This is a genomic window from Bradyrhizobium septentrionale (genome assembly GCF_011516645.4).
Classification (GTDB): Bacteria; Pseudomonadota; Alphaproteobacteria; order Rhizobiales; family Xanthobacteraceae; genus Bradyrhizobium; species Bradyrhizobium septentrionale.
In genome coordinates this window covers 8,250,695-8,276,675 of the sequence record NZ_CP088285.1, presented here as the reverse complement: position 1 = coordinate 8,276,675, position 25,981 = coordinate 8,250,695, and the positions used below count along the sequence as shown (strand labels likewise).

Genomic DNA, 25,981 nt, shown 5'->3' with positions numbered 1-25,981 from the left:
ATGGCGCGGCTGTCCGGCAAGCGGACGACTTGGCGCAGCAGACTTGGCGTAGCAGACCTGGCGCAGCAAAGTTGGCGCAGGCCTGGTTCAGGTCGGCGGCGCGGTTACACCAGCGCGTCGGCGTTCTTGGCGAAGGCTTCGTCGTTGGTGAACGGGATTTCGCTCACCTTGATGACTTCGGTCTTGTTGCTTCCGATAATCACGATCTCCTTGAGGAAGGATCCCGGGAAAGACCCCTTCACCGTGTAGGGCTTGGTGCCTTGGCCGAGCGGACCGGTCCATCCCATCACCCTGATGGCGAGACCACCGACCCATTGCTCGTCGCGGATGAGTTTGATTCCTGACGTGAAATTCGGAGCGTTCCCCTTGACGGTGACGGAGAAGAATCCCGGTGCGCCCAAGCCCGTCCAGACATAAACGGCCTGTGCGCTATCGAAAGGTTCCGGTCCATAAAAGCCCATGATGTTGATCTCCCTGCTGAATGAAGGCTGACGAGAGCCCTTGAAGAGCCGATTGGTATGATCGGGCTCATAGCGAGCGTAGCACGAGCATCGCTGCGAGCGTGTGAATATATTACGAGCAACTATAAATTGATTGGAGCAATCGCTCGGTCGAAGCACGACAAATCGAAATCGCGCGAAGGAGCTGCGCCGCTCTGTTTTGCTATCGCAGCGTTGCTTTGATTTTAAATCGAGCGTGTACACGAAGTCGATGACCAACTTTTCGTGTTGAACGAGAATCGTTCTTGCGCTCAGCCTCCGTGCATGCATACTACCTCAGGGTGTGACAACCTAGAGAAGTATTTTCTAACAAATAAAGTCGAAAATTGTAACGGTGCTTTGGTGCCATTGGCGCAGGCGCTAACGACACCTCGTATTTTTGGATCGGACAGCGATGGGAACAGTCGACGCACTGATCGTTGTTGATACCGAGGGCGCGCTCTCCAGCGGATCGGCTGTCGATAATTCATATCTGGTTGACAACAACGGCTATCTCGGCTCGTGGAACGAGGGAACGCCGACGCTCAACACGGTCGTGCAGGACGGCCAGGTCGTGAACTGGAGCGTCACTCCCGTCAGCCCCACGGGCCAGGTGTCGATCACCGGCTTCTCCGGTCAAATGATCTCCACATCGGTCTGCAAGCCGGCTCCGCAGGTGGGCAACCCGGATGTGTGGTCCGGCCGGGTCGAATCCCACGGTCAATTCGCGTCCCTTTCTTACACGATCGCCCTGTCGATCGGTGGAAGGTCAATGACGCTCAACTCATCCATCAAGGTCGTCTAACGCAGGGAGCAGCAGCGTGAGTGCAGATAAAACAGAGCGTGCAGCAGCCGCATTGAGTCAAGTCGATGTGTTGATCGTGGCGGATGTCGAAGGCGCGCTCGCCTCCGGCAACCTTCAGGACAACGTATATATGATCGACACCAACAAGCACGCGGGCTCGGGCAGCGAAGGGCAGGCGGAGCTCTACACCGCGGTCAAGGACGGTCAGGTCCTCAATTGGAGCGTGGTCGGGGTGTCGCCATCCAGCGACGTGAACATCACCCAGTTCACCGGCCAGATGATCAACGACAAGATCTGCGTTCCGCAGTCGGTGACCACGCCAGACGGCACCTATTGGTCCGGCCGGGTCGAAGCCCAGGGCTTCAAGGGCAACCAGCAATATTCCTGCGTGCTGACCATGGACGGCAAGGCCATGACCTTCGATCCATTCCTGAAGATATCCTGACCATGCTGAGCCCATCGATCAACGTCGCGAACAGCCTGCTGGCCCAGGCGTTCAACGAGATATTGCGGCTCGACAGCTATTCGATCAGCGCGAGCGGCACGACCATCGGCGTGCTGGTGAAGGACCCCGACTGGCTGGCGCCGGTGCGCAACCGGGTCGGCATGTTGGGGCAGGCCGGTGCGAAATGGATCGAGGACAAGCCCTCGGTCTGGGGACCGGTGCTGACGCAGTTCAGCAACTATGGCAGCGCCTTCGCCGGCGTGGCCGACGCCAAGGCCACCACAAGCGATCAGTGGATCAAGTTGCTGAAGGAGGTTCTGCTCAGCCAGCTCAACAAGTCGATCGACACAACGAACATCGCGGCGACGGCGCTGCAAGGCCACTATCAGGCTTTCAAGAACATCCAGCCGTTGCTGGAGAGCAGCATCAATGCGGGGTGGGCCGAGCTGCAGGACGAAGAGCAGCAGATGGTCAAGATCGCCGCGCAGCTCACGCGTCTGGAGGATCTGGTCGGCTCGCTCCAGGATTCCATCACCGCGGGCGACATCAGCACCGGCCAGAGCGTGGTCACGACCACGGTGAAGACACTCTACAACGTCGCCACCGGGGTCGGCGAATCCTTCTCCTTCCTTGGGATGGCCGCCGCCGCCTTCACTGTCGGAAAATTCTATTACGACATCATCACCAAGACCGCCGCGGTCGGCGAGACCTTGCAGCAGATCGCCAAGCTCCAGATCGAGGCGAGCGAGGAGGCGCAGGCTGCCGCCGGCACCAAGCTCGTGCTGCGGCTGCTCTATAATCTCGAGCTGACATTCGGACGCATCGTCGACGTGATGCCCCAGATCGTGACGATGTGGAGCACCGAGCGCGACAAGGTGCAGCAGGCGATCCAGGCGCTTCAAGCCGGCGCCGACCCGGCGACCTATTTCGACATCTTCACCATCCCGATCGCGAACGCGAACTGGCAGGCGATCAGCAAGTTCGCAATCGCAATACCGGCGACCAAGACCACGGTCGGGCCGCCGGTGACGCTGGACCCGCAGCATCCGATCGCAACCTAGCACTCGCAGGAGAGAGATCATGATGGCACTAGCAAAACTGAAAGTAAAAGCAGCGCCGAAATTGGCGGCGACCACCAAGCTCGAGACCCAAACCCAATCGGCCTTCGTGATCTTGTCATTGATCACCCAGGCGTGCCACGGCATCCTGAACACGGTGTTCGTGCCGCCGTCGCCCAAGCCGAGCTGGTTCGACGACCTCAACAGCAAGCTCGACGTCGCCAAGACGCACGCGCAGGACTGGATCGACAATATCGGCCCCAGCGTCACCGGCGGCGTTCCGGTGCAGGTCATCAACTACGGCACGACCTATTCGGCCATCACCGGCACGATCCAGTCGATCGTTAACGCACACCCGGACGCACAAGGCGCCGACAACCCGTACGTCAAGCAGGTTCATGAGCTGGTCGCCGCGCTGGAGCAGTCGGTGCAGGTCATCGTCACCAATGCCAACACCACACAGACGCTGATGAAGAACTGGGGCGACCTGATGCAGGCGTCGCACGACGCCCTGACCTCGGGTGCGGTCAGCATTCAGAAGGCGGAAGCGGATCTGAGCGCCGACATCAGCAAGATGAACGAAGCGATCAAGGTGCTCAACGATACCATTCATAACGAGAATATCGCGATCGCGGCGTCCGCTGGCGGCATCGCCATTGGATTGCTTCTCCTGGTGGTGGGTATCGCGCTCGCGCCTGAAACGGGCGGCGCCAGCCTCCTTGTTGCCGGCACCGGCGGCTTGCTGGTCGTCGGCGGCGCCGTGACGTGGGGCGTCATGCAGAGCAAGATCAACAAACAATTCGACGAGATCGCCCAGGACCAGAAGGAGCTGGACGACGACAAGCGCCAGATGGTCGCCCTGCAGGGGTTGGGCTCCGCCTCGAGCCAGGCGATCCAGTACATCACCGACGCCAGCAACGCGCTGTCCGACTTCCGCACCAGCTGGACCGTGTTCCAGGGCGAACTGCAGGGCGTGCTGGCGAAGCTTGAATCGGCTGAAGCGGCGCTCAGCACCATCGTGGCGGGTGCTTTCACCACCGCCGCAGCCTCGGAATGGGCCGATGCGACGTCGTTTGCGCAGGGGCTGGTCAACGCCCCGGTTTCGTATCCGGCCAAGGAACTGGCGATGGACGGCAAAGCCGCTTGATCATCTCGCGGGCACCGCCGTCTGCCGGCGGTGCCCGCCTTGCTTGAAAGGAATTCGTCATGTCGAACGACAAGCCAGGCGACGAACCGGATGTGGGCGGCTTGGGCAGGCTAACTTCTGCGTCCAAGGCGACCTTCGAGGGTCTCGCCGCGGTCACGGCAGCCTGCCATGGTTTGCTCAACGCGCCGCTGATCCCGCCGTCGCCGAAACCCGACTGGTTCGACGACCTCAACAGCAAGCTCGATGCCGCCAAGGCGCAGGCGCAGGCCTGGATCGACAATATCGCGCCTGGTGTCACCGGCGAAGTTCTGGTGCTGGTCATCAACCACGGCACGACGTTTTCGGCGATCTCTTCACAGGTCAGCTCGATTGCGGCTGATCATCCGGATGCGCGGGGCGCAGGCGATCCCTTCGTTGAAGTCGGGCTCGAACTCACCGGCCCACTGGATCAGTCATTGCATGTAACCGTCGCCGGCCTCGAAACGAGGCTCGCAACGATCAATGCATGGGGAGAGACCATGCATGCCCGCGATGCTGCGCTGCGCGAGGCGGCGGACCAATCGCCTGACGCAAAAGCCGCAGCGGCGCTTGCGCTGTCTGCCGCCGAGCAGGTGCTGGGCTCGACCGGCGATGCACTGACGCGTCTGCGTGAGCTCATCGGTGCCTGGGGCGAGCTTCGGGACGCGATGCGCGATGCATTGGCCGAGCTTAGGGCCGGCAAGGTCACGCTGGGCACGTTCGCGGCCAACACTTTCGGCGCGGCCACGCAGGCCGAATGGGCCGCTGCCACGCAGTTCGCGCAGAAGCTGGCGACCGCTTCGATGGGAATCCCCGGCAGGGCCGCGTAACAGAGGGGAGTCGAGATGCCTTTCAGCGGTGCGGCGACGAATGCGGAGATCGACGCCAGCATGGGCGCGATCGTGCTGCTCAACTCGTCCTGCCAGGCGGTGATCGAGGCCGAGATCGCGGAGGTCGCTTCCCCCTGGTACGACCAGCTCGACCAGGAGCTCGGCGCTGCCGAGAACCTGGTCGTCGGCTGGCGCCGCAGCGGAGTGCTGTATTTCCAGACCGACATCCTCGATACGATTGCCGCAGCCGGGCAGGCGTTTGTCGCGGCAGCGCCGCAGATCGACGCTCTGTTTGCAGCGCTCGAGCAACGCTTCTCGGCCGGCGGCAAGGCCGAACTGATCACCGCAATGCAGGCGCTTGAGCCGCCGATCCAGGCCATGATCGGACAGATCGCGGACTATCTCGGCAAGCTCCAGACGTTCGAGCAGGCGATGCTGCAGGCCGACCAGGCGATGCGCAACACGGTCGGGCAGGTACAGGCCCAGGAGCAGCAAATTCAGGGCGAGATCGACGCGATCAACAACCAGATCAAGCTGCTCAACGTGCAAATCCAGACCGACCGCGAGGCGATTGCACGGGCGAAGGCCGCGCGCACGCGCGGCATCATCGAAACCATCTTCGGTGTCGTGTTCGCGCCGCTGACCGGCGGCGCGTCGCTGATCCTGGCCGGTATCGGCGTGGCCTCGATCGCCGAAGCCGAGGGCCAGATCAATGCCATGCAATCGGAGATATCGGGCTATCAGCAGAAGATCGCCTCTGATCAGTCGGCGCTCAGCGACGATCAAAGGATCGTCGCAACGCTGGGCGCGCTCACCATGAGCACCGGGCTCGTGCTGAGCGATATGGCGATGATCGAGAACGCGCTTGATTCGCTCCGGACCGGCTGGACCGCTCTGGACGGTGAACTCGGCGGCGTGATCGCCAAGCTGCAGGCCGCGACGTCGGCGGCAGACCTCATCGTCAGTCAGGCCTGGTACACCGCTGCTTGCACCGAGTGGAATCTGATCGACAGCCACGTCGCCGACCTTACCGGGCGGCAGATCGACACCAGCCGGGTGAGAATTGGTTGAGCGTCCCGGACTTGAGCGTCCGGGACTTGGGCATCCCGGACTTGGGCGGCGCGAAAACTGATACCGGTCAGTTGAAGCTGAGCAGCTTGAAGAGCGGTGTCAGGTAGGACATTTCCTGGCCCGACGTCGGCGTGGTGCGGCTGACGAAGTCGAAGATCTTGCCGTCCTTCAGGCCGTAATTGGCGAGCCGGCGCACCTGCCGGTTCTTGTCGAAATAGACCGCGATCACGCGCTGGTCGACCACCCGCTGGTTCATGAAGGCGACCGGGCGCGAGGTCCGCTGCGAGATGTAATAGAACACCTCGCCGTCCAGTGTTGCGACGGTCGAGGGCGTGCCGAGCACGATCAGCACCTGATCCTGGCTCGCGCCGATCGGGATCTGCTCGAGCGCTCCTTCAGGCAGGATATAGCCCTTCTGGAATTGTTCGCCGGCGCAGCCGCCGAGCGCGGCGCAGACCAGGCCAATGACGGCGATCGCGCGAAAGCGCGTGAAGAACCCGCGCGCGGAAGCGGCGCGAGACTGTCGTGAAAGAGTGTGGTTCATCGGCGGAACTGATCCGTCCCCTTGCATCGGCCGTGGCATTGACGTACCGGGCAGCTCAATGGATTGCAATCATGCCGCGCTCCAATGGGCGACCGCTCAACAGGTGTCCTTTGGGGGGCCGGCAGCCGGAACCCGTCATGCTTTGGCCGTTCAATCACTTCAGAAGACCCCCGGTGCGCGCGCGCAGCACCATCGAGACCATCTATGGCATGATCGTGACGCAGGCGCGAGAACCGTTATTTTACCGTGACTTGGGCGTTCCCGACACGGTTAACGGCCGTTTTGACCTGCTTCTGATGCATCTCTGGCTGGTGCTGCGGCGATTAAAGTCCGCCGAGGGCGGCGTGGAACTGTCGCAAGCGCTGTTCGATCATTTCTGCGTCGACATGGACGACAATCTGCGGGAAATGGGTGTCGGCGACCTCACGGTGCCCAAGCGCATGCAGGCGTTCGGCGAGGCCTTCTACGGCCGTACCGCGGCCTATGACCTGGCGCTGACCGACAGCGAGGAGGCGCTGGCCCAGTCGTTCTGCAAGAACATCCTCAACGGCGAGAATATCGACCAAGCGCGCGAACTGGCCGCCTATGCCAGGGGAGCAATGGCGGTGCTTGATCACACCGACCTCGCGGCGCTGACCAGGGGCGCGTGGCGCTTTCCCGCGCCGCAGGCTGCGGGGACGGCGGCATGAGCGGCGGGACCACAGGACGGCCCGATGCCGTGCGGGACCCTTGGCGCGTTCTCGTCAACGTCGCGCAGATCCCGGACACGGGCCTGCATCGCGAGATCGTGGCCGACGAGGCGGTGCGCAAGGCGATGGCCGAGGCCGCGGAATTGCGCGAGGTGATCTCGGCGCATGCGACGTTCGATCTGCAGCCCAAGCGCGACGGTAGCTGCCACGTCACCGGCAGGGTTTTGGCGAGGGTCGGTCAGACCTGCGTGGTGACGCTCGATCCGATCGAAAACGAGATCATCGAGCCGATCGATGTGATGTTCGCGCCGCCCGAGCAGATTCCGGAGATGGCCGACCTGGTCGACGATGCCGAGGCCGGCGATGAGGAAACGCCGGACCCGCCGGAGCCGATCACGGGCGGCTTCATCGACATCGGCCGGCTCGCTACCGATGCGCTGTTTCTGGCCATAGACCCGTATCCGCGCAAGGCGGATGCAGTCTTTGAACAGGAGGTTGAAGCGCCTGATCCGGAAAATCATCCCTTTGCCGCGCTGAAAGCGCTGAAGGAAAAGCCTAACGGCAAGAAGCCGAAGGGCAGCTGAGGGCGGCTTTTTGTTTTGACGCGTTTTCTTCGCGCGAACCGGGATCCACTTCGCTCGAAAACGCTCTGGAACCACATTTGAGGGGATGGCTTGCTTGCACGGCTTCGCGAGGGGCGTCGGTCGTCACTTCAAATAAATGTCGCAATACGTTGAAATATAATGTATTTCTGCTATGTTCTGATGTGTTGCGTGATGGGTTTGACGGCTTGGTCGTTTGCGGTCAAGAGGTTGTGTCGGATCGCGGAAACGCTATTGTCGCGGCCCGGCCGGGACGCGAGTTGGCGTTTGGCCGCGCGCCGTTGACAGCGGTGACTTCAAGCTCGCGGCCTGCGTTGAAGGGCTGTGGGAGAGCAGGTTTCCGGGACGTTCATGCCTCAAAAGGTTCGAATCGCGCTTGACGCCATGGGGGGCGATGTCGGCGCATCGGTGGTCATTCCCGGCGCCGCGATCTCGTTGAGTCGTCACCCCGGCAGTGAATTCCTGCTGGTCGGAGACCAGGCCCAGATCGAGCCGGAGCTCGCGAAGCATCCTGCGCTCAAGGCAGTATCGAAGGTGATCCATACCGACGTCGCCGTGAAGAATGACGAGAAGCCGAGCCAGGCGCTGCGGCGGACCCGCAGGGCGTCGTCGATGTGGCTGGCGATCGATGCCGTGAAGCATGGCGAGGCCGATGTCGCGGTCTCCGCCGGCAACTCCGGCGCACTGATGGCGATGGGCAGCATCAATCTGCGGACGCTGCCCGGCGTCGACCGCCCGGCGCTCGCCGCGGTGTGGCCGACGCTGCGCGGCGATTCGGTGGTGCTCGATCTCGGCGCCTCGATCGGCGGCGACGCCCATCATCTGGCGACGCTCGCGGTGATGGGCAGCGCGATGGCGAGCGTGCTGTTCAACCTCGAACGGCCGACCGTCGGCCTGCTCAATATCGGGTCCGAAGAGATCAAGGGCCACGGCGAAATCCGCGAGGCGGCCGAGATGCTGCGCGCGATGAACTCGAACCAGTTCGACTATATCGGCTTTGTCGAGGGCGACGCGATCGGCAAGGGGCTCGCCGACGTGATCGTGTCGGAAGGTTTCAGCGGCAATATCGCGCTCAAGGCCGCCGAGGGAACCGCGCGCCAGATGTTCACGCTGCTGCGCGAGGCGATGTCGTCGAGCTGGCTGGCGCGGATCGGCTATCTGCTTGCCCGCGGCGCGTTCCAGAAGCTGCGCGACAAGCTCGATCCCAACAAGTCGAATGGCGGCCTGCTGCTCGGCCTGAACGGCGTGGTGGTCAAGAGCCATGGCGGCATCAACGCGGAAGGCTTTGCCTATGCGGTGGATGTTGGCTATGAGATGGCCCACTACGATCTCCTCACCAAGATCAATCAGATGCTCAACCGCGACGGCAGCGCCCTGGTAAAGGCGCCGACCGCGCAGGAGGCTGTCTCGTGACTGCGATACGTTCGGTAGTGCTCGGCTGCGGCTCATATTTGCCGGAGCGGGTTTTGACCAATGCCGAACTGGCCAGCCGGATCGACACGTCGGATGACTGGATCGTGCAGCGCACCGGCATCAGCGAGCGCCATATCGCCGCAGATGACGAGTTCACCTCGCATCTCGCGATCAATGCGGCGCGCGCCGCGCTCGCCGATGCCAACATCGACGCCCAGTCGATCGACCTGATCGTGCTGGCGACCTCGACGCCGGACAACACCTTTCCGGCCACCGCGGTCGCGGTCCAGCACGGGCTCGGCATCAACCATGGCGTAGCCTTCGACCTGCAGGCGGTGTGCTCCGGCTTCGTCTTTGCGCTGACCACCGCCGACAATTTCCTGCGCGCCGGCCACCACAAGCGGGCGCTGGTGATCGGTGCCGAAACCTTCTCGCGCATCCTCGACTGGAACGACCGCGGCACCTGCGTGCTGTTCGGCGATGGCGCCGGCGCGGTGGTGCTGGAGGCCCAGGAGCATTCCGGCACGATCAGCGATCCCGGCGTGTTGACGACGCATCTGCGTTCCGACGGGCGCCACAAGTCGAAGCTGTTCGTCGATGGCGGCCCCGGCTCGACCAGGACGGTCGGGTATCTCCGGATGGAGGGCCGCGAGGTGTTCAAGCACGCCGTCGGCATGATCACCGATGTGATCGTCGATGCGTTCAACGCCACCGGCTTTACCGCCGACGACATCACCTGGTTCATTCCGCATCAGGCCAACAAGCGAATCATCGATGCATCGGCCCACAAGCTGCATATTGCACCGCAGAAGGTGGTCTTGACGGTCGACAAGCACGGCAACACGTCGGCGGCCTCGATCCCGCTGGCGCTGTCGGTCGCGGTGAAGGACGGACGCGTCAAGAAGGGCGATCTGGTGCTGTTTGAGGCGATGGGCGGCGGCTTCACCTGGGGCTCGGCGCTCGTGCGCTGGTAGCGCATCTTTAGAGAGTGCCGACAGGTTGCCGGTATCTTTCCGGCGTCCGGATGCTGGTCGCTGTTGACCATTGCGCGCTAAGCTTTTAATTTCAGTCAAGAAATTGTTCGCCGAGAGTGCGGGGCAGGCGATGACCACGGGAACCGGAAAAACAGTGACGCGTGTCGATTTGTGTGAGGCGGTCTACCAAAAGGTAGGCCTGTCGCGCACGGAATCGTCGGCATTTGTCGAGTTGGTGCTGAAGGAGATCACCGATTGCCTGGAAAAGGGCGAGACGGTGAAGCTGTCGTCATTCGGCTCCTTCATGGTGCGCAAGAAGGGCCAGCGTATCGGGCGTAATCCAAAGACCGGCACTGAGGTGCCGATCTCGCCGCGGCGGGTGATGGTGTTCAAGCCGTCGGCGATCCTGAAGCAGCGGATCAATGGCCATTCCGTCACCAATGGCGACGGCAGCAAGGCCGACTAGAGCGTTTTCAAGCGAAGTGGATACCGGTTCGCGTGAAGAAAACGCGCCAAAACTAGAATCTAGAGCTCCGTTCCGATTCAATCGGAACGGAAAGGGTTCTAGCCATTGAGGCGAGAGGAGCGGGCATTTGGACAAGGCGCCGGATGCGTTCCGTACCATCAGCGAAGTCGCTGACGAGCTTGATATTCCCCAGCATGTGCTGAGGTTCTGGGAAACGCGCTTCGCGCAGATCAAGCCGATGAAGCGCAGCGGCGGCCGCCGTTATTATCGCCCTGACGACGTCGACCTGCTCAAGGGCATCCGCCGGCTGCTCTATGGCGAGGGCTATACGATCCGCGGCGTGCAGCGGATCCTCAAAGAGCACGGCATCAAGTCGGTGCAGGGCATCGCCGACCAGACCGCGGCGGTCTCGTTCGGCGCGGTCGAGGAGGCGGTCGGCAACAGCATGGCCGAGCCCGACGAGCTCGAGAGCAATGACGGCCTCGATTTCGACGGCGAGGAGGGCGACGGCGACGAGCAGGGAATCGACTACCGATTCGTCAATCCCGACGAGGATCCGATCCTGTCGACCTACAAGGCGCATGCCCATCCGGGCAAGGTGTCCGCGCAGCCGGGCAAGGCGGCGCCGCCGGTGCGCCCCTCCGTTCCGTCGGCCGATCGCGAGCGGCTCGAACGCGTGCTGCAGGAGCTGGTCGCCTGCCGGCAGATGATCGACGCGGCGATGAAGGACGGCTGAGTCGGGGAACCGGGGTCCCGATTGCAGCCCTCTAAGGCCTGCTTTGCCTTGCGCGAACGCAGGATCGCAGCTAATGGAACGGCATCGGAGCGTGGCGCAGCCCGGTTAGCGCACTAGTCTGGGAGACTAGGGGTCGGAGGTTCAAATCCTCTCGCTCCGACCAACAAAATCAAAGACTTAACGGGAAGTCTTCTTTTTCGAAAAATGGCCTGGGAAACACCGGGGAAACAGCGGCGGAGAGGGTTAGCCCTTGAGTCGCTTTTTTTGTCTCAGCTGGAAATCGAATTGCCGCGCGCCGTGTCACTCCGCGTTGACGGGGGCGTTATATCCCAGATAGTACCATCGAAGTGCGAGAGAGGCCGGTCTGCCCAAAAGAGACCGGTAATGTCCAAAAACTTGACGGGACTGCTCGACCTCACTTGCGGAATAGCCAAGCGCCACGTAACGCGGAATGTGCGTGGTGTAGACCAGAGAGGCATTCGGCGCGTCTCTGGCGTCAGACGGAAGCGACACGTCGCCCCGGCCGGTAATTAAACCCGGCTGACAAGGGTTCCCGCTCAGCGGGCTTCGGCCGAATTATAGTACCGGGTTGCGGCTCGGCTCCGATGAATCAACCCGCCCCATAAAGCGGGGCAATCGGAGTCTACAATGCCTGCACCTACTTCCTGCCAGTCGGCTCATCACGTCACTATCCCGTCTGACTTTCCCCACCCCGCTCGTCTCGGCGGGCGCGACCTCTTTATTGAGGTCCTTGGCGGACCTTCGGTCACGTCATTCAATCGTTGGCTGTCGGCGGGCAAAATTCCGCAGCCGCGCAAGCTGGGGCACCTGAACCGGTGGCTCGAAACAGAGATGGCCGCCGTGCGCGACACGGGCTTCGAGCGATAACGCGCCTCCACATCCCCGCCTGAAAACCCACGACATCACCCAACGTCAGAACGCGCGAACGCACGCGCGCCTGGGGGAACCTATGAGTCACGACGAATACGCTTCCACGAAAGTCTCTCTTCAAGATCAATGGGAAGCAATCTTAAAGGCTGACGGCGAGGACCGCGCTCGCAACGCCGAGAGTGATCCTTATGTCGAGAGCGGCACCAAGTTCGATTGGTTCAATCGAGCCGAAAGCTACGATGATATTGATGCACGCCTAGATCAACAGGCCTTCGAGATCAACGATACTCGGCAAGCGGCCAATTCCGAGCGCAAGCGAGCGCGGGAGCTGCTCGCTTCCGGAGATCGTGCGGGGGCCGATTACGCTCACGCCTTCGCCCGCGAACTGAACGCTCAGGCAAACAGTAATCTTCGGCGAGTTCTCCGGAACGGTCGCCTGTTTTCCGAGCGATTCGCGCGTGCAGCCGAAGAAGCCCGGTGGGCGGAAGTTGCTGCCGATCTAGCCGCTGCGGTTAGATCGCCGGACGCTGATCACGCTCTCAAGGTCGCTTGCACGCAGTGCTTGCGTGAAATAGCGCCTGCCTTTCTCGGTGACGCCGCGTCCGAGTTTGACTCCCGTTGGCTCGCAAAGCGGGCGGAGATTCCTCTGCGTACTGCGCAAGAATTGGTGTCGGACGCCAATCGGCTCGAAGGGTGCATCGCGGCGCTCATGATCGATACCGAATTTGGCTCGCGCAAAGCGTTGCAGGCGTTAGCGGACGAAACTCCCTTAAAGCAACGAGAGATTGCCAACAGCGTGAGGGCATATCTCCCGCGATATCTCGTGCAGCACGGAATCGTGTCTGAGAAGCGGAAACGTAAGGGCAGCATATCGGTAGCCGAGCTGAGGGCGTTGACGTTCATCGGGCGCAACGAAGAGGCTGGATGGACCTATCTCACGGCGTTGCCCTCTGCGGCAGAGCGAACCGAATGGTTGGGCCGCCAAATCGAGTTCAGAGAACGACAGCTAGAAATCGATCAGCGGCGCTCGGAACGAACCAACGGAATTATCCGGCAAATCAAAGCCGATCAGAAGAACAAGATCGGCTCACGACAGCGTGGGGCGAAAACGCTCGCCGCGCAGGAAAAGGACGCAGCGTAGGATGGCTGAAGCAGTGACAGCGGTCGACAATACTGGCGCTAGACAGAGCACGAACCGCAAGAACGCGCGCTTCTTCGCGCAAGCCGGGCTATACGTGTTCCCCTCAGACGGGAAGGTCCCCCTGATCCCCCGCTACAATCGCGCCGACACGTCGCTCAGCAAGGATGAGCGCGAGGCCGCTATTGACGAGTACGTCGAGAAGCATGGCGTAGAACCTGCCCACGTCGGCGCGACGAAAGACGACGCTGTTCTGGTCAAGTTGTGGCGCAAGTTCCCTAATGCGGTGCCCTCGATCTCCTGCGGCCCCTCGAAGCTCGTAGTGCTCGACGCAGATAAGAAGGACGCTGGCCCGGAGAAGTTGCGCGCGCTCTTCGAAGAGCACGAGGGGCTGCCTGCGGGCGCGCACGTAAACCCGACCAAATCGGGTGTCCTTTGCCTCCGCAATGGCCTTGTCGACCGCTTTTGCGGCAAGCTTGTTTCGACCCCTAGTCACGGACTGCCCTCCGATGTTTCCCGGGTGTTTCCTACTGCGAGCCTTGGGGATAGCGCCCTAGTCTGTAGCGGTGTGCCCGAGCGGCTCTATAGCCGATTTGGGAAACTTTTGGGAAACATTGGCGGGGGATTGGCCTGTCACTGACGGTAACCGCTGGTAGCTCTTGGTATTACACAAATATCTGATTTTGCATCGCTAATGGTGTCAATCGGTATGCCTTGAGCCTTCGCGGTATTCGACCTCGGAATCACTGGGAGACTAGGGGTCGGAGGTTCAAATCCTCTCGCTCCGACCATTTTACTCGATACATTCTGTGACGGATCGGGTCGGGCGGTACGAAGCCGCCCGTTGCTCTGTATGGCTCGGCCGGCAATGATACGATTTATGGCGGCGAGGGCAACGAGAGCGGAGCGAACATCCTGGTGGCCTCCGGCACCTCCGTGGCGCCGGGCCTCTATGGCAATGGCGGCAACGACGTCCTGGTGGCCGGCTGCGGCGATGACCTGCTCTTTGGTGGCGACGGCAATGATGTGCTGTTCGGAGGCAGTGGCAACGACACGTCGCACGGCGGCAACGGTAACGATACGCTGGTGGGAGATGACGGCGTCGATCTGCTGGAGGGCCACGCCGGCGACGACTGGATCTACATGAGCGTCGGCGACGGCGGCTCCGCCTACGGGGGAGCAGGCAACGACGTCATCGTCGCCAATGGCCGCGCGGTCGAGATCGGCGACGACGGCAACGACGTCATGTACGGCCAGGCCGCCAACGATTATTTCTACGGCGGCAATGGCGACGACGTCATGTATGGCGGTGACGGCGTCGACGTTCTCATCGGCGGTGCCGGCAATGACTATTTCGATGGTGGCACCGGCGTGAACTACTATTTCGGCGGCGGCGGCAACAAAACGTTCGTCTCCCGCAGAGCGCCGGGTGTCCAGGTGGTCCAGGACTGGAACGCTGCCACGGATACCGTGCAGTTCACTGGCAGCGGCTTTAGTTCGTTCGCCGATCTGCTGGCACACTCCTACCAGAACGGCGCGTACTTCGTCATTCAGGTCGACGGTGCCAACGCGGTCCGGCTGAACGGTGCGACCGCAGGCACGGTCACCGCGGCGGACTTCAGCATTCTGTCGTAGTTGCGTTCGGTCGAACGGAGCCACGCTTTCGGGCGGGCGGTCTGCGGATGAGCACCCGTTCCGCAGACGGTATGCAGGCTTGATCGCCCGGCCGCATCTTTGTGCGGCTCGTTCAAGCGTCCAGCTCATCGCGTGGCCCGTTTCATGCTTTCCATCAATCAAATGGAGGGCTGACAGTGATCGCTGAACACTTCCTGGTCTGGGCTGCGCTGCTGGGTGTTGTGGCTTTTCTGGCCTTCCAGTCGCCCGGGCAAGGCCATGGATAAGTCACCGCGCTGAGCAGCAAGGCTGTTGCCCGACCCGGTCGGGTGCCTGGAGCGTTTTCGAGCGAAGTGGCTACCGGTTCGCATAAAGAAAACGCGTCAAAGCAAGAATCCAGAGCCCCGTTCCGATTCCATCGGAACGGAAATGGCTCTGGTCGAATCGTGGGGCCGCGATCTCAGGCGCGCCGCGCCGGTCGCTTCAGGTATCTGAATCCATCGCGACGATCAGACACGCCTTTTCCAGGCGGTTGTTGAGCATCGCAAGCTTGGCCGTGAATTCGGCCAGTTCAGGCTCGCTGAACTCCTCGAATACGGTCCTCTTGAACGCCTTGTGCTGGCTGGCGAGGCCCGCCAGATGCTTCCTCGTCTTGTCGGTCAGCGACAGCCGGACCACGCGCGCATCGGCCAGGGAGGGGGTGCGACGCAGCAGCTCCTTTTGCTCGAGCAGCTTGGATTGCGTGGTCACGAACGACGGATCGACGTGCAGCAGCTTCGACACCACGTTGATCGGCACGCCGTCATCCTTGTCGAGATCCGAGATCGCGATCAGAATCATCCATTGCGGACCGCTGACGCCAAGCGCCTTGCCCCAGATCTGGCGGACACGTTCGAGGTGCGAATTGATCGAGGAAATCTCGAGCGTGAAGCGCTTGATGATGTCGAGATGCTCGATGGCGCGCAGGCGCGTCGTATCCTTCCTGGTCACTGACACAGCTTTCCTCTTCCCTAGGTGCCGACTCAGCTTTGCGCTGGTTTATTCTTGTTTCCCGCTCGGCAGCGCGATCTTTCTCGTAAGCCGCCCACGAACGCAAGTGAACGTAAAGTAATTATGATGCTCCTGTGACGATTGGACTATTTGGGGTGCGACAAGTTTTCCCTGCCAACCAAAGGGCTTACGGGCAGCGTTGCCGGCGAGACACAGTGTGGCCGCAATCGCATTCCTGACTTTATAAACTATTTTGATTGGCGAACTCGCCAAGGCATATTGAACCCGGCGGTAGGGGAATCTCGATCGTCCCGTTGCGGTGATCGTTCAAGTCCGTCGCACTCCACAGATCGATCTGCGGGTGCGGGGTTTGGGGAAAGCGGTCTTGGACAATGCGGGAGGATCACGGGGCGCTCGCAGCTCCGGACTCTACGCATATGAGCAACTTGGAGGTTTAATATGAATTTGAAGAGCCTTATCCTGGGCTCGACGGCTGCGCTGGTCGCGGTCGGCGGGGCACAGGCGGCCGATCTTCCCGTAAAGGCCAAAGCGGTCGAGTACGTGAAGATCTGCTCTCTTTATGGTCCGGGCTTCTACTACATCCCCGGCACCGACACCTGCATCAAGCTGGGCGGCTACCTGCGCGCTGACGTTGTGGTGAACGGCAACAGCGTCTACGGCCCGAACATCAACGGTGCCAGCGGTGCCAACAACCGCTTCACGAACGGCTACACCTGGCGTTCGCGCGAAGACTTCAACATCGACACCCGCACCGCGACCGAGTACGGCGTGGTCCGCACCTATTTCGACGCGGTGTTCACCTGGACCTCCGACACCTACGCCGGCCAGGGCAACGGCTCGACCGTCTATTCGGCGATCGGCTCGGCTTCTGCGCCGAACAACGCAGGCGCGGGCAACGTTGCCGCCGGTACGGTCGGCGTCTACTACGCCTTCATCCAGTTCGCCGGCTTCACCATGGGCAAGGCGGTTTCGCAGTTCGCTGCTCCCTGGAACGGCTATCCGGGCAACAACTACGACGGTCTCGTCGGTGGCGTGAACACCACCAACGGCATCAACCAGTTCACCTACACCGCCCAGTTCGGCAACGGCGTGCAGCTCGCACTGTCGGCGCAGGACCAGGTCGCTTACATGCAGGCTGGCGTGAACAACCTCGGCGCTGGTGGTGCTTACGGCACCAGCGACTACGCCGGCACGATCGCGCCGGACTTCGTCGCTGCGCTGAAGGTCGACCAGGCTTGGGGTATCTTCCAGGCGTCGGTCGCCGCGCATGACAACCACGCTGCCTACTACGGCGGCACCGAGTTGACCGGTCATCCCGACGACAAGTGGGGTTGGGCTGGTGCGCTGGCCCTGTCGATCAAGAACATCCCGACCGGACCCGGCGACACCATCAACATCCAGGGCGTCTACACCGACGGTGCGACCCGTTACAACATCCAGGAACTGGCCAGCCAGGCCAGCTCGGTCGCCATCTTCGGCGGCTCGAGCCTGCCCGGCGTCTATCAAAGCGTTGGCTTCGGTACGGCACCTGACACGGTGTTCGGCCCCGGCGGAGCGCAGCAGTCGATCAAGACCTGGGGTATGCGCGGTGCTTACACCCACAACTGGGATCCCTACTGGAACACCGCGATCTACGGCGCTTATGCCGCAGTCTCGTACAACGACACCTCCAAGGCGCTCATCTGCGGCGTTGGTGGCGTGGGTGGTACCTTCCGCACCGCCTTTGGTGGCGGCGCTGGCGTGACCAACTGCAACCCGGACTACAACATCTCGCAGATCGGCGTGATCACCCGTTGGACCCCGGTCAAGAACCTGACCTTCTCGGCCGACGTGACCTACGTTCACCTCGATCAGAAGTATTCGGGCGTCATCACCACGTCGTCGACTGGCATCGGCAAGCCGGTTGCGACCTACGAGCTGAAGGATCAGGACACTGTCCAGATGCTCTTCCGCGCTCAGCGCAACTGGTAATACCGGTTGATCTGATCACGATCCAACAGAACCCCGGCAGGCAACTGCCGGGGTTTTTCTTTGGCAAGAATCGATTGCGGAAGCAGAGCTACGTCATTTCGGTCCACGCGGACAAAGAAGACGAGCCATGCGATTCATTGGCCGCAAACTTATTTACTTACCTGATCTACTAAACTATATATGGCATGGCCAACAACACACTGAATGATGGCTCTTAGCTTGCTGCTAAGCCTCCCAAACCTCCGGCAATGCCCTGCCGGAGGTTTTTGATTCATGCCTCGGTCGGCGCCGACGATCGTGACGCGCGCTGCCATTGCCAGCCGTCAACCGCAAGCGGATTCACGTCGTCTCGCCGATTCGACGCCGTCAAGATTTGACGGAATCGATCCGCAGTGCATTCTGGCCATTCATGGGACGCTTCAAGAACAGCCGCCTCGCGCGCATGAGCAGCGGCCACTATTGCTTGATACGGGATCTCGGGCTGGTGAAGGGCGGCAAGGGATTGCGGCACCATGAGGTGGTCATCGACTTCTCGTGGCGCGGCCTCCTCAGGCTGGTCCTGAGCGCCGGCAGCGCGGTGCTGCGGCGGCGCGCGCCTGTGCACATCGAGACCGCCGAATAGCGTTTTTGATCAATGGATATTGTTCGCAACATGGAATGATTTCGTGCACCGCCGGCTGCCCGGCGGGCGCCGTTGCTGGGCGATAATTCGGTGATGTAGAGTGCCTCAGCCAAAGCGGCTGGGACTGCGATCCGCGCTCCCGCCAAAACGAACAAGAAGCAGGGAAGGAACGGATCTCGCATGAAGGATTTTGCTGGAAAGATTGCCGTCATCACGGGTGGCGGCACGGGCATGGGACGCGAACTCGCGCGGCAGCTCGTTGCCGAGGGATGCAATGTCGCGATGTGCGACGTTTCGGCCGAGGCGATGGCCGAGACCAAACGGCTCTGCGAGGTCGAGAAGCTGCCGCAGGGCCTGCGCATCACCAGCCACATCGCCGACGTCTCGATCGAGGATCACTACAAGCGTTTCCGCGATGAGCTGATCGAGCAGCAGGCCACCGACAAGATCCATTTGCTGTTCAACAATGCCGGCATCGGCGGTGGCGGCAGCCTGTTCACCAATACGCGTGAACAGTGGGAGCGCACCTTCAACATCTGCTGGGGCGGCGTCTATCTCGGCGTTCGCACCTTCCTGCCGCTCTTGGTGAAGGCTGACGAGGCGCACATCGTCAACACCTCGAGCGTCAACGGCTTCTGGGCCTCGGTCGGCCTGGGCGTGTCGCACACCGCCTACAGCGCGGCGAAGTTCGCGGTGAAGGGATTCACCGAGGCGATGATCAACGATCTGCGTCTCAACGCGCCGCATGTGAAATGCTCGGTGGTGATGCCCGGCCATATCGGCACCTCGATCGTGTCGAACTCGCGCAAGGTGCAGAATGGCTCCGACCAGCTGAATGCCGACGAGCTCAAGCAGGCCCGTCAGCGCCTGCAAGGGCAGGGCATCGACGTCGCCAAAATGTCGGATGCCGACATCCAGCAGATCGCGCTCGACCGCGCCCGCATCTTCCACGACGAGGCGCCGACCTCGGCCGCCGCCGCGGCCAAGATCATCCTCGACGGCGTCAAGGCCGAGCGCTGGCGCATCCTGGTCGGCGACGATGCGCGTACGCTCGACGAGCGGGTGCGCAACACGCCCGAGCAGGCCTATACGCCGGAGTTCTATCAGAACCTTGTCGCGGCGACCGGCTGGAAGGTCGGCTGATCAACGCATCACGCGCTGGCGCGATCCGGCCTGATAGGCGAGGCGGTAATGCCCTGAGCAATAGGGCATGCCGCCGAGCGGGGTGTTGCCGCAGAAGCAGAAATCGTCGGCGCCCGGGGTGCTGATCGGCCAGCGGCAGCGCTGCTCGCTCAATTCGAACAGCGAGCAGTTGTTGGCGCTTACAACAGGCGCATCGTCGGCTTCCTGTTGGTAGACCGACTGTAGCAACTGCAGCTGCTGCTTCGCCGTCGCCCGTTGCGCGGCATGCGCGCTGGATCTCTTCCGCCGGGCCCGGCGCTCGTCGGGTGTCGTGCGCGTGAGGTTCAGCCGCGACAGCTTGCCGATTACCGCATTGCGGCTGACGCCGATATTGACGGCGATGTCGCGGCAGGAAAGGCCGGCTTCGAAGTAGATCTTGAGTTGGTCGACGCGCTCCGGCGTCCAGGTTGGTTCGATGGCAATCATCTGACGGTTCCACGTTCTGTGTTGAACCGCCGCGCTGGCACACCCCCGCGTCAGGGCGTGCGGCCGTTGTCGCGGATTGCAAGCAACCCGTCCTTGATGGCGAGCCGAATGCCTTCCTCGATCAATGTCCGTGCAACGCCCGGGACGCTCGTGCCGTGGGTGCCCTGTCGCACCAGCTTCTCGAGATAACCTATGGTCGAGAGCGCCAGCGTGACCGGGACGCGGTCGGTTTCGGCCTTTTCTGTAGCCATGAGAAAACGCTTAACCCTGAACGCCTGTACTGAAAAGTATCTATTTAGAGTCTATTTAGGAATGAGGCGGTTCGTCAAGCAGTCAGCTGCGAGAGCGGCCAGCCGCGCCCATCACGCCGGAGGTCAACTCCGGCGTGACGGTCGGGTCAGAATATTCAGGTAAATGAAGGCGTTAGGATCGCATCTCGACCTTGACCGGGAACTTCTTCAGAAGCCGCTCCGCCGTTTCGGCCTTGCCAGGCGGCGCGCTCACGCTCAGGTACAGCCCGCGGGATGGATCGGTGATGGCGTCGACACTGACCTCGTCAGACAACCCTTCCTGCGCCAGTAGCTCGCGTGCGGCCTCGCCGGCGGCGATCTCGCGCAGCTTGGGCTTGAAGATCTTGCCGACCGGCGTGACCGGCATTTCCGCAATCACCGACACCGCGCGCGGGCGCGCCGGCGGCTCCGGGATGTTGTCCTGCACGAAGGCAGCCAGCGCCAGCGGATCGATATGGACGCCGGGCTGCGCCGAGACGAACAGCATCGGCACTTCGCCGGCATAGCTGTCGGGACGTCCGACCGCGGCCGCCAGCGCTACGCCCGGGAAAGCCAGCGCGGCATCCTCGATCGCGCGCGGGTCGATGTTGTGGCCGCCGCGGATGATGACGTCCTTGGCGCGGCCCAGGATGTAGACGAAGCCGTCAGCGTCGATCCGGCAGATGTCGCCGGTGCGCAGCCAGCCGTCACGGAACGCCTCTTCGGTCTGCTTCTTGTCGACGTAACCGGCAAACACCTGCGGGCCCCTGGTCAGGAGTTCGCCGACCGGTGACGGCCACGGCCCGGTGTGCAGCCTGCCGCCGTCGAGGATCGCAAGCTCGACCAGCGGATTGCGGGTGCCGACGCTCTCGGCGCGGGGCTTCACGCCATGGACGTCATGCGTGATGGCGCCGGCTAGCTCGGTCATGCCGTAGAGCTGCTGGATGCAGGGGCCGCCCCAGGTCGCGAGATAACGCCGCTCGATCTCCGGCGGGCAGATCGAGGCGCCGGTCGCGGTGACGCGCAGGCTCGAGATGTCGCTGTCCGCAACCGGAACGTCGGCAAGCGCGCCGAGCGTGGTCGGTACGTTGCCGGCGATGTTGACGCGGTATGTCTCGATGATTTGCCAGAAGTTCCGAACCAGCGCCGGATCGCGCGCACCGGCGGGGCCGGGGATGAGCATGGTCGTGCCCGCCGAGAGACTGTTGGCCGTGGTGCAGAACAAGCCGCCGACATGGAACAGCGGCATCGTGATCATGGCGCGCTCGCCGCGATGGAAGTCGAGCGCCATCCGCGAGGACACGGTGGAGGCGACCATCGCGCGGTTGGTGAGCCGCGCCACCTTGGGATGGCCGGTGGTGCCGCCGGTCGGCAGCATCACCGCGACGCGGTCGGCCTCGCTCATATCCGTCGACTTGCCGTAGTCGTTGCGCCAGGCCGGATCCGGCCGCAGCACATCGCCATCGAAAGAGATGGTGCCGTCGAGCGGCACGATCACGATGCGCCGGAGCGACGGCACCTCGCGCTGCAGGCCCTCGACCTTCTCATAGAGCCCGCCCGGCGTGCCCGGCGGCGGCGCCAGCAACAGTTTTGCGTTGATCGCATTGAGCTGGGCGACGATTGCCTCGCGTGTGAACAAGAGGTTGAGCGGCTCGGCGACGCCGCAGGCGGCTGCGCCGAAAATCGCGACCACGGTCGCGGGACACGCCGGCAGCAGGACCGCGACCGGATTGTCCTTGCCGATGCCTTGCGCGCGGAAATAGTTCTCCGCTGCTTTGACGCAGCCCATCAGCTGATCGTTCGAGATCACGACCGGATTGGGATCGAGCGGCGAACGCAGATAGATCACGGCTTCGGCGTCCGGCGCGCCCTGCGGGCCGCGGGCAATGAGATCGAGGATGCGCGGGCAGGCGGCGAGCGTCTCCTGCATCTCCTTGTCGCGCATAGCCTCGTCGGCCGGCGAAAGCCTGTCCTTCAGCATGTCCGTCCCCGTCCATTCTTGTTCGTTGGGACGGGGATTGTATCGAGCCGCGCCTGCGGAACAAGTGCGGCCTATCGACCGCCTGTCAGCCGTGGACCACCGATTTGGCGATCATGCAGTGAATGCCCTTGGAGCCGTTGACCGTCTGCGTCACCCGCAGGTCGGCGGCCAGGCTGCACAGCGTGTAGGCGTCCTCGCGGGACAGATTGCGCTTCTCGCTGAGCAGCACGATCATGTCGCGCAGCGCCCGCACCACGCACTGGTCGAGGTCGGGATCCATCGCCATGGTCATGTAATGGTCAGCGGTCTCGGCGCGCGGATAGGCGAGCTTGAGATCCTTGCGCAAGGTCAGGCGGAAGCGGCCGGTGAGCGCGGTCTCGATCGCGGTGACGCAGACCTCGCCGTCGCCCTGTACGCCATGGCCGTCACCGCAGGAGAACAGCGCGCCCGGCACGAACACCGGCAGATAGAGCTTGGCGCCGGCGCCGAGCTCCTTGTTGTCGAGATTGCCGCCCATCGCGCGCGGGATCAGCGAGGAGATGCGGCCCCAGGCCGGCGGCGGCGAGACGCCCATCACCCCGAAGAACGGCTTCAGCGGCAGATCGAGCCCCCACGGCATGCGGCCGACCATGCGGTCGCGATCGAGCGGGATGTTGAGGATGCGCGTCTCGTGGAAATCGTCGGGCAGGGTGCCGGACAATGGCTTGATCAGATTGTAACCCCAGTCCTGGCGCAGTTGGACGTCGAGAATATCGACCTCGAGCACATCGCCGGGCTCGGCGCCGCTGACCGCGATCGGGCCAGTCAGAATGTGCCCGGGCACCATCCGTTCGTTTTTCGCGTGGATGTCGTCGAGCTCCGGCGGGACGATAAACTTGCCGCGGTCGGGCACCACGTCCGGGCCGCCGCTGACGGTCTCGACCGTGACCTCGTCGCCGCTTGCGATGGTCAGGACCGGTTTCAGCCTGGCTTCAAAGAAGCCCCAATGGCAGGTTTCGGAACTGGACTTCAGATGATGATGGGTCATGTGACTTCTTTTTATTGCGTTCCCGGCAGCGTATGACGCTGTAGCAGAACTTCGCAGAGGCTTCCCTTGTTTTTTGTGCTCTCCAAGACGCTCGGCATCATGCTGCTGCCGATCAATTTCCTGATCGGTATCGGCGTGATCGGCGCCGTGCTGTTGCTGACGCGGTTTGCGCGTCTTGGCCGCAGGCTGATGGTGGGCGCGCTGCTGCTGCTCGCGATCTGCGGCTTCTCGCCGCTCGGCAATGTCCTGATCGCCACGCTGGAGCAGCGCTTCCCGCCATGGGACGCCTCGCGTGGCGCGCCTGACGGCATCATTGTGCTTGGCGGATCGATCGATGCCGATCTGTCGGTTGCGCATGGTACGCCGGTGGTGCGCAGCGCAGCCGATCGTGTCATCGCGGCGGCAGCGCTCGCGCGCAGATACCCCAACGCGCGCCTCGTGTTCACCGGCGGCAGCGCGAATTTGATCTCGAATGATGCGCGCGAAGCCGACTATGCCGCCGAGCTGTTCGAGAGCCTCGGCATTGCCAGATCGCGATTGATCATCGAGCGCCGCTCGCGCAACACGGTGGAGAACGCGGAATTCTCCAAGGCGCTGGTCGATCCGAAGCCGGGCGAGCGCTGGCTGCTCGTGACATCGGCCTATCACATGCCGCGTTCGGTCGGCCTGTTCCGCAAGGCGGGATTCAGCGTCGAGGCCTATCCGGTCGACTGGCGCGCCGGTAATGTCATGAGCTTCGCAACGTTTGCGATCGACGGCCTGTCGCGCACCGACGTCGCCACGCGGGAGTGGATCGGGCTCGTAGCCTATCATCTGGCGGGCAAAACCGATGATTGGCTGCCGGGACCGGCGACGCGCTAGCTACCGTCCTGATGGACATGCTGAGTCAGGGAGAATTAGTCGGCGCGCTTTGCTCCGCAACCTGCGTCCGCCATCGCTTGACCAGATCGCGCCTGCGGCCGAGATAGCGCTCTTTCAAAAGCCGGCCGCGCACGATCCGGTCCGTGCGGAAGGTGCGGAAATCCTCGCGAAGCTCGCACCAGCCGGCAATCACGCGTCGGGCCTCGAAGAAGCCGAGCATAATCGGCCAGATCACGCGCTCGGTCTCCGTGCCCGTCGGATCGCGATAAATCATGCGCAGTTTGCGCTGTTCGCGCATCGCCTGACGCAGCATTTGAAGATCCACAGAGGGTGTCTTCGGTGCGCGGCGGCTGACGTGGAAGCTGCTGTCGTCAAGCTTGTGCCGCAGTTCCGAGGGGAGCACTGCGCCGATCTTGGCAAGCGCATTCTGTGCAGCAAGCGCAAGCCCTTCATCCGTCTGCCGCTGCACCCATTGCACGCCCAAGGCAACCGCCTGAATCTCCTCTTCGGAGAACATCAGCGGCGGCAACAGGAAGCCCGGCCGCAAGACATATCCGACACCCGGTTCACCTTCGATCTCAGCGCCCAAGGCCTGCAAATCCGAGATGTCGCGATAGACCGTCCGCAACGACACGCCGGCCTCGCGCGCAAGCTCGGTGCCCGCTACCGGACGAGGATGCCGCCGGAGCATCTGCATGAGATCGAAGAGCCGTTGACTTTTGGACATGCGGCGAGCTTAGCATAGCTCATGCCAAAATTTGGCAGTAAGTGTCAGGCTATGGCAACGAGCCCTTTTCCGGCGATCCTCCGGCCCTTCTCAAGGCTTGCGATGAACGGAATCGCCTCGCGGAGCGGCACGGTTTCGGCGACCGGCAACCGCAGCTTTCCCTCTCGGGCAGCGCGCGCCAGTCCGTCGAGGATGTCAGCTCGTGGCGTGCAAACGATGGGCTTCAGTTTGCGATTGAAGAGCGAGCGGAGAAATTTCGCCGGTGTCGGTTCGATATCAAGGAACACGCCGCGCTTGCCCGCGAGGTGTAAGCCGGTGGCCGCCGGCATGACTGCGGCCGTATCATAGACCACGTCAAAACGATCCGTCAGCGCCGATAGGTCGGTCTTCCGATAGTCGAAGGGTTTCTGCACGCCGAGCTCGTGGGCCCTCGGCATCGCTTCAGCGCTGCAACGGCCTGAAGCCGTGGCGCCGAGCATCCGCGCAATCTGCACGGCAGCCTCCCCAACCGCGCCGGTGCATCCGTTGACGAAGACCGACTGGCCGCCCTTGAGAGCCGCCCTGTCGACAAGACCGTTCCATGCCGTGACACCAGGCGTTCCGAGGCACGCCGCTTCCTCGAAAGAAACGTTGTCGGGCTTCTTCGCAACGAAGCTTTCGTTGGTGACGAACGCCTCGCCAAGCGCACCGCTTTGCTTGAGGCGGGCAAGGCCGAAGACCGCGTCGCCGGGCCTGAACCGCGTCACGCCGGCGCCAACGGAGATCACTGTCCCCGAAAAGTCGACGCCCATCGTTCGAGGGAAGGATTTCCCTGTCATCATCTTCAGGGCGCCTTGCCGCATTTTCCAATCGATCGGATTGACCGCGGTGAACTTCACCTTCGCCGCGACCTGGCCTTGTCCGGGCGTCTCAAGCACGAAGTCTTCGAGCTTCATCGTCTCGGGGCCGCCGTACGCGTAATATTGGATGCGTTTCACGGGTTTG

Annotated in this window: 29 protein-coding genes, 1 tRNA gene and 1 pseudogene; 22 read left to right on the top strand and 9 right to left on the bottom strand. The window is 62.5% G+C overall.

Going from position 1 to position 25,981, the window contains the following annotated elements:
* Window positions 1-104: 104 nt before the first annotated feature.
* Window positions 105-719, bottom strand: coding sequence for a hypothetical protein (locus HAP48_RS41325; protein ID WP_210292748.1), 615 nt, complete (start codon window positions 717-719; stop codon window positions 105-107).
* A 175-nt stretch (window positions 720-894) separates the two neighbouring features.
* Here HAP48_RS41325 and makC (HAP48_RS41320) point away from each other — a divergent pair, with 175 nt between their 5' ends.
* From makC (HAP48_RS41320) to makE, 6 genes are read left to right on the top strand one after another with little or no spacing between them, the layout of a single operon-like run.
* The gene (makC, locus tag HAP48_RS41320) at window positions 895-1,284 is read left to right on the top strand and encodes an alpha-pore-forming tripartite toxin MakABE regulator (protein WP_166205507.1); all 390 of its coding nucleotides are present in this window, start codon (window positions 895-897) and stop codon (window positions 1,282-1,284) included.
* Window positions 1,285-1,300: 16 nt separating this feature from the next.
* A complete protein-coding gene (gene makC / locus HAP48_RS41315) occupies window positions 1,301-1,729 on the top strand; it encodes an alpha-pore-forming tripartite toxin MakABE regulator (protein WP_210292747.1) in 429 nt (142 codons plus the stop codon).
* A 2-nt stretch (window positions 1,730-1,731) separates the two neighbouring features.
* Entirely contained in the window at window positions 1,732-2,790 is a 1,059-nt protein-coding gene (makB, locus tag HAP48_RS41310) for an alpha-pore-forming cytotoxin subunit MakB (protein ID WP_166205506.1), read from the top strand.
* A gap of 19 nt (window positions 2,791-2,809) precedes the next feature.
* Window positions 2,810-3,934: an alpha-pore-forming cytotoxin MakA gene (gene makA / locus HAP48_RS41305; protein WP_084518466.1), complete on the top strand. Its 1,125-nt coding sequence runs from the start codon at window positions 2,810-2,812 to the stop codon at window positions 3,932-3,934.
* A gap of 59 nt (window positions 3,935-3,993) precedes the next feature.
* Window positions 3,994-4,782 carry a hypothetical protein gene (locus HAP48_RS41300; RefSeq protein ID WP_166205505.1) on the top strand — a complete coding sequence of 263 codons (789 nt, stop codon included), beginning with the start codon at window positions 3,994-3,996 and terminating at the stop codon, window positions 4,780-4,782.
* Between the two features lie 15 nt (window positions 4,783-4,797).
* On the top strand, window positions 4,798-5,853 hold the full coding sequence (makE, locus tag HAP48_RS41295) for an alpha-pore-forming cytotoxin subunit MakE (protein WP_166205504.1): 1,056 nt from the start codon (window positions 4,798-4,800) through the stop codon (window positions 5,851-5,853).
* Between the two features lie 67 nt (window positions 5,854-5,920).
* Here the strand turns inward: makE and HAP48_RS41290 are convergent, their stop codons facing one another.
* The gene (locus HAP48_RS41290) at window positions 5,921-6,397 is read right to left on the bottom strand and encodes an outer membrane protein assembly factor BamE (RefSeq protein WP_166205503.1); all 477 of its coding nucleotides are present in this window, start codon (window positions 6,395-6,397) and stop codon (window positions 5,921-5,923) included.
* A 137-nt stretch (window positions 6,398-6,534) separates the two neighbouring features.
* Between HAP48_RS41290 and HAP48_RS41285 the strand changes: the two genes are divergently transcribed.
* The 12 genes and pseudogenes from HAP48_RS41285 (at window position 6,535) to HAP48_RS41235 (ending at window position 14,941) form a co-directional block, all read left to right on the top strand.
* Window positions 6,535-7,086 (top strand): ubiquinol-cytochrome C chaperone family protein, encoded by a 552-nt coding sequence (locus tag HAP48_RS41285; protein ID WP_166205502.1) that lies wholly within the window; start codon window positions 6,535-6,537, stop codon window positions 7,084-7,086.
* Window positions 7,083-7,670, top strand: a complete 588-nt coding sequence (locus HAP48_RS41280; protein ID WP_166205501.1) for a YceD family protein — start codon at window positions 7,083-7,085, stop codon at window positions 7,668-7,670. Before HAP48_RS41285 ends, HAP48_RS41280 begins: the two co-directional genes overlap by 4 nt.
* Window positions 7,671-8,039: 369 nt before the next feature.
* A complete protein-coding gene (gene plsX / locus HAP48_RS41275; protein WP_166205500.1) occupies window positions 8,040-9,101 on the top strand; it encodes a phosphate acyltransferase PlsX in 1,062 nt (353 codons plus the stop codon).
* On the top strand, window positions 9,098-10,075 hold the full coding sequence (locus HAP48_RS41270) for a beta-ketoacyl-ACP synthase III (RefSeq protein ID WP_166205499.1): 978 nt from the start codon (window positions 9,098-9,100) through the stop codon (window positions 10,073-10,075). The genes plsX and HAP48_RS41270 overlap by 4 nt, the downstream gene beginning before the upstream one ends.
* A 130-nt stretch (window positions 10,076-10,205) precedes the next feature.
* Window positions 10,206-10,541 (top strand): integration host factor subunit alpha, encoded by a 336-nt coding sequence (locus HAP48_RS41265; RefSeq protein ID WP_166205498.1) that lies wholly within the window; start codon window positions 10,206-10,208, stop codon window positions 10,539-10,541.
* A gap of 127 nt (window positions 10,542-10,668) precedes the next feature.
* A complete protein-coding gene (locus HAP48_RS41260) occupies window positions 10,669-11,277 on the top strand; it encodes a MerR family transcriptional regulator (RefSeq protein WP_166205497.1) in 609 nt (202 codons plus the stop codon).
* An 85-nt stretch (window positions 11,278-11,362) separates the two neighbouring features.
* Window positions 11,363-11,440: transfer RNA gene (locus HAP48_RS41255), tRNA-Pro, on the top strand.
* Window positions 11,441-11,925: 485 nt separating this feature from the next.
* Window positions 11,926-12,165 carry a hypothetical protein gene (locus HAP48_RS41250; protein ID WP_166205496.1) on the top strand — a complete coding sequence of 80 codons (240 nt, stop codon included), beginning with the start codon at window positions 11,926-11,928 and terminating at the stop codon, window positions 12,163-12,165.
* A gap of 82 nt (window positions 12,166-12,247) precedes the next feature.
* The gene (locus HAP48_RS41245; RefSeq protein ID WP_166205495.1) at window positions 12,248-13,309 is read left to right on the top strand and encodes a hypothetical protein; all 1,062 of its coding nucleotides are present in this window, start codon (window positions 12,248-12,250) and stop codon (window positions 13,307-13,309) included.
* A 1-nt stretch (window position 13,310) separates the two neighbouring features.
* Window positions 13,311-13,946 carry a bifunctional DNA primase/polymerase gene (locus tag HAP48_RS41240; RefSeq protein WP_166205494.1) on the top strand — a complete coding sequence of 212 codons (636 nt, stop codon included), beginning with the start codon at window positions 13,311-13,313 and terminating at the stop codon, window positions 13,944-13,946.
* A 176-nt stretch (window positions 13,947-14,122) separates the two neighbouring features.
* Window positions 14,123-14,203, top strand: a pseudogene (locus HAP48_RS50990) (hypothetical protein); the annotation flags it as partial.
* A gap of 21 nt (window positions 14,204-14,224) precedes the next feature.
* Window positions 14,225-14,941 carry a calcium-binding protein gene (locus HAP48_RS41235; protein ID WP_166205493.1) on the top strand — a complete coding sequence of 239 codons (717 nt, stop codon included), beginning with the start codon at window positions 14,225-14,227 and terminating at the stop codon, window positions 14,939-14,941.
* A 462-nt stretch (window positions 14,942-15,403) separates the two neighbouring features.
* Here HAP48_RS41235 and HAP48_RS41230 read toward each other — a convergent pair whose 3' ends face one another.
* Window positions 15,404-15,916, bottom strand: coding sequence for a MarR family winged helix-turn-helix transcriptional regulator (locus HAP48_RS41230; RefSeq protein WP_166205492.1), 513 nt, complete (start codon window positions 15,914-15,916; stop codon window positions 15,404-15,406).
* Window positions 15,917-16,369: 453 nt separating this feature from the next.
* Between HAP48_RS41230 and HAP48_RS41225 the strand changes: the two genes are divergently transcribed.
* The 3 genes from HAP48_RS41225 to HAP48_RS41215 all read left to right on the top strand — a co-directional run bounded on the left by HAP48_RS41225 (window position 16,370) and on the right by HAP48_RS41215 (window position 19,667).
* On the top strand, window positions 16,370-17,902 hold the full coding sequence (locus HAP48_RS41225; protein ID WP_166205491.1) for a porin: 1,533 nt from the start codon (window positions 16,370-16,372) through the stop codon (window positions 17,900-17,902).
* 442 nt (window positions 17,903-18,344) lie between these two features.
* A complete protein-coding gene (locus HAP48_RS41220) occupies window positions 18,345-18,524 on the top strand; it encodes a hypothetical protein (RefSeq protein ID WP_224497116.1) in 180 nt (59 codons plus the stop codon).
* A gap of 180 nt (window positions 18,525-18,704) precedes the next feature.
* Complete coding sequence (locus tag HAP48_RS41215) at window positions 18,705-19,667, top strand: SDR family oxidoreductase (RefSeq protein ID WP_166205490.1); 963 nt, start codon at window positions 18,705-18,707, stop codon at window positions 19,665-19,667.
* On the opposite strand, the gene HAP48_RS41210 is transcribed toward HAP48_RS41215, so the two are convergent.
* The 4 genes from HAP48_RS41210 to HAP48_RS41195 form a co-directional block, all read right to left on the bottom strand.
* Window positions 19,668-20,132: a GcrA family cell cycle regulator gene (locus HAP48_RS41210; RefSeq protein WP_166205489.1), complete on the bottom strand. Its 465-nt coding sequence runs from the start codon at window positions 20,130-20,132 to the stop codon at window positions 19,668-19,670.
* A gap of 50 nt (window positions 20,133-20,182) precedes the next feature.
* Window positions 20,183-20,383 (bottom strand): hypothetical protein, encoded by a 201-nt coding sequence (locus HAP48_RS41205; RefSeq protein WP_016844973.1) that lies wholly within the window; start codon window positions 20,381-20,383, stop codon window positions 20,183-20,185.
* 172 nt (window positions 20,384-20,555) lie between these two features.
* Complete coding sequence (locus HAP48_RS41200) at window positions 20,556-22,382, bottom strand: AMP-binding protein (RefSeq protein WP_166205488.1); 1,827 nt, start codon at window positions 22,380-22,382, stop codon at window positions 20,556-20,558.
* A gap of 85 nt (window positions 22,383-22,467) precedes the next feature.
* Complete coding sequence (locus HAP48_RS41195; RefSeq protein ID WP_166205487.1) at window positions 22,468-23,409, bottom strand: acetamidase/formamidase family protein; 942 nt, start codon at window positions 23,407-23,409, stop codon at window positions 22,468-22,470.
* 66 nt (window positions 23,410-23,475) lie between these two features.
* Between HAP48_RS41195 and HAP48_RS41190 the strand changes: the two genes are divergently transcribed.
* A complete protein-coding gene (locus HAP48_RS41190; protein WP_166205486.1) occupies window positions 23,476-24,270 on the top strand; it encodes a YdcF family protein in 795 nt (264 codons plus the stop codon).
* A 25-nt stretch (window positions 24,271-24,295) separates the two neighbouring features.
* Here HAP48_RS41190 and HAP48_RS41185 read toward each other — a convergent pair whose 3' ends face one another.
* Complete coding sequence (locus tag HAP48_RS41185; protein ID WP_166205485.1) at window positions 24,296-24,997, bottom strand: helix-turn-helix transcriptional regulator; 702 nt, start codon at window positions 24,995-24,997, stop codon at window positions 24,296-24,298.
* A gap of 44 nt (window positions 24,998-25,041) precedes the next feature.
* Window positions 25,042-25,974, bottom strand: coding sequence for an NAD(P)-dependent alcohol dehydrogenase (locus HAP48_RS41180; RefSeq protein WP_166205484.1), 933 nt, complete (start codon window positions 25,972-25,974; stop codon window positions 25,042-25,044).
* Window positions 25,975-25,981: the final 7 nt, after the last annotated feature.

Bases quoted from the DNA above. Each gene is read 5' to 3' on its own strand.
- HAP48_RS41280 (WP_166205501.1), top strand. From the start codon at position 7,083: ATGAGCGGCGGGACCACAGGACGGCCCGATGCCGTGCGGGACCCTTGG.
- HAP48_RS41220 (WP_224497116.1), top strand. From the start codon at position 18,345: ATGAGCAGCGGCCACTATTGCTTGATACGGGATCTCGGGCTGGTGAAG.
- HAP48_RS41250 (WP_166205496.1), top strand. From the start codon at position 11,926: ATGCCTGCACCTACTTCCTGCCAGTCGGCTCATCACGTCACTATCCCG.
- plsX (WP_166205500.1), top strand. From the start codon at position 8,040: ATGCCTCAAAAGGTTCGAATCGCGCTTGACGCCATGGGGGGCGATGTC.
- HAP48_RS41245 (WP_166205495.1), top strand. From the start codon at position 12,248: ATGAGTCACGACGAATACGCTTCCACGAAAGTCTCTCTTCAAGATCAA.
- makA (WP_084518466.1), top strand. From the start codon at position 2,810: ATGATGGCACTAGCAAAACTGAAAGTAAAAGCAGCGCCGAAATTGGCG.
- makB (WP_166205506.1), top strand. From the start codon at position 1,732: ATGCTGAGCCCATCGATCAACGTCGCGAACAGCCTGCTGGCCCAGGCG.
- HAP48_RS41290 (WP_166205503.1), bottom strand. From the start codon at position 6,397: ATGAACCACACTCTTTCACGACAGTCTCGCGCCGCTTCCGCGCGCGGG.
- HAP48_RS41205 (WP_016844973.1), bottom strand. From the start codon at position 20,383: ATGGCTACAGAAAAGGCCGAAACCGACCGCGTCCCGGTCACGCTGGCG.
- HAP48_RS41195 (WP_166205487.1), bottom strand. From the start codon at position 23,409: ATGACCCATCATCATCTGAAGTCCAGTTCCGAAACCTGCCATTGGGGC.
- HAP48_RS41285 (WP_166205502.1), top strand. From the start codon at position 6,535: ATGCTTTGGCCGTTCAATCACTTCAGAAGACCCCCGGTGCGCGCGCGC.
- HAP48_RS41265 (WP_166205498.1), top strand. From the start codon at position 10,206: ATGACCACGGGAACCGGAAAAACAGTGACGCGTGTCGATTTGTGTGAG.
- makC (WP_166205507.1), top strand. From the start codon at position 895: ATGGGAACAGTCGACGCACTGATCGTTGTTGATACCGAGGGCGCGCTC.
- HAP48_RS41300 (WP_166205505.1), top strand. From the start codon at position 3,994: ATGTCGAACGACAAGCCAGGCGACGAACCGGATGTGGGCGGCTTGGGC.
- HAP48_RS41200 (WP_166205488.1), bottom strand. From the start codon at position 22,382: ATGCTGAAGGACAGGCTTTCGCCGGCCGACGAGGCTATGCGCGACAAG.
- HAP48_RS41215 (WP_166205490.1), top strand. From the start codon at position 18,705: ATGAAGGATTTTGCTGGAAAGATTGCCGTCATCACGGGTGGCGGCACG.
- HAP48_RS41185 (WP_166205485.1), bottom strand. From the start codon at position 24,997: ATGTCCAAAAGTCAACGGCTCTTCGATCTCATGCAGATGCTCCGGCGG.
- HAP48_RS41225 (WP_166205491.1), top strand. From the start codon at position 16,370: ATGAATTTGAAGAGCCTTATCCTGGGCTCGACGGCTGCGCTGGTCGCG.
- HAP48_RS41240 (WP_166205494.1), top strand. From the start codon at position 13,311: ATGGCTGAAGCAGTGACAGCGGTCGACAATACTGGCGCTAGACAGAGC.
- makE (WP_166205504.1), top strand. From the start codon at position 4,798: ATGCCTTTCAGCGGTGCGGCGACGAATGCGGAGATCGACGCCAGCATG.
- HAP48_RS41210 (WP_166205489.1), bottom strand. From the start codon at position 20,132: ATGATTGCCATCGAACCAACCTGGACGCCGGAGCGCGTCGACCAACTC.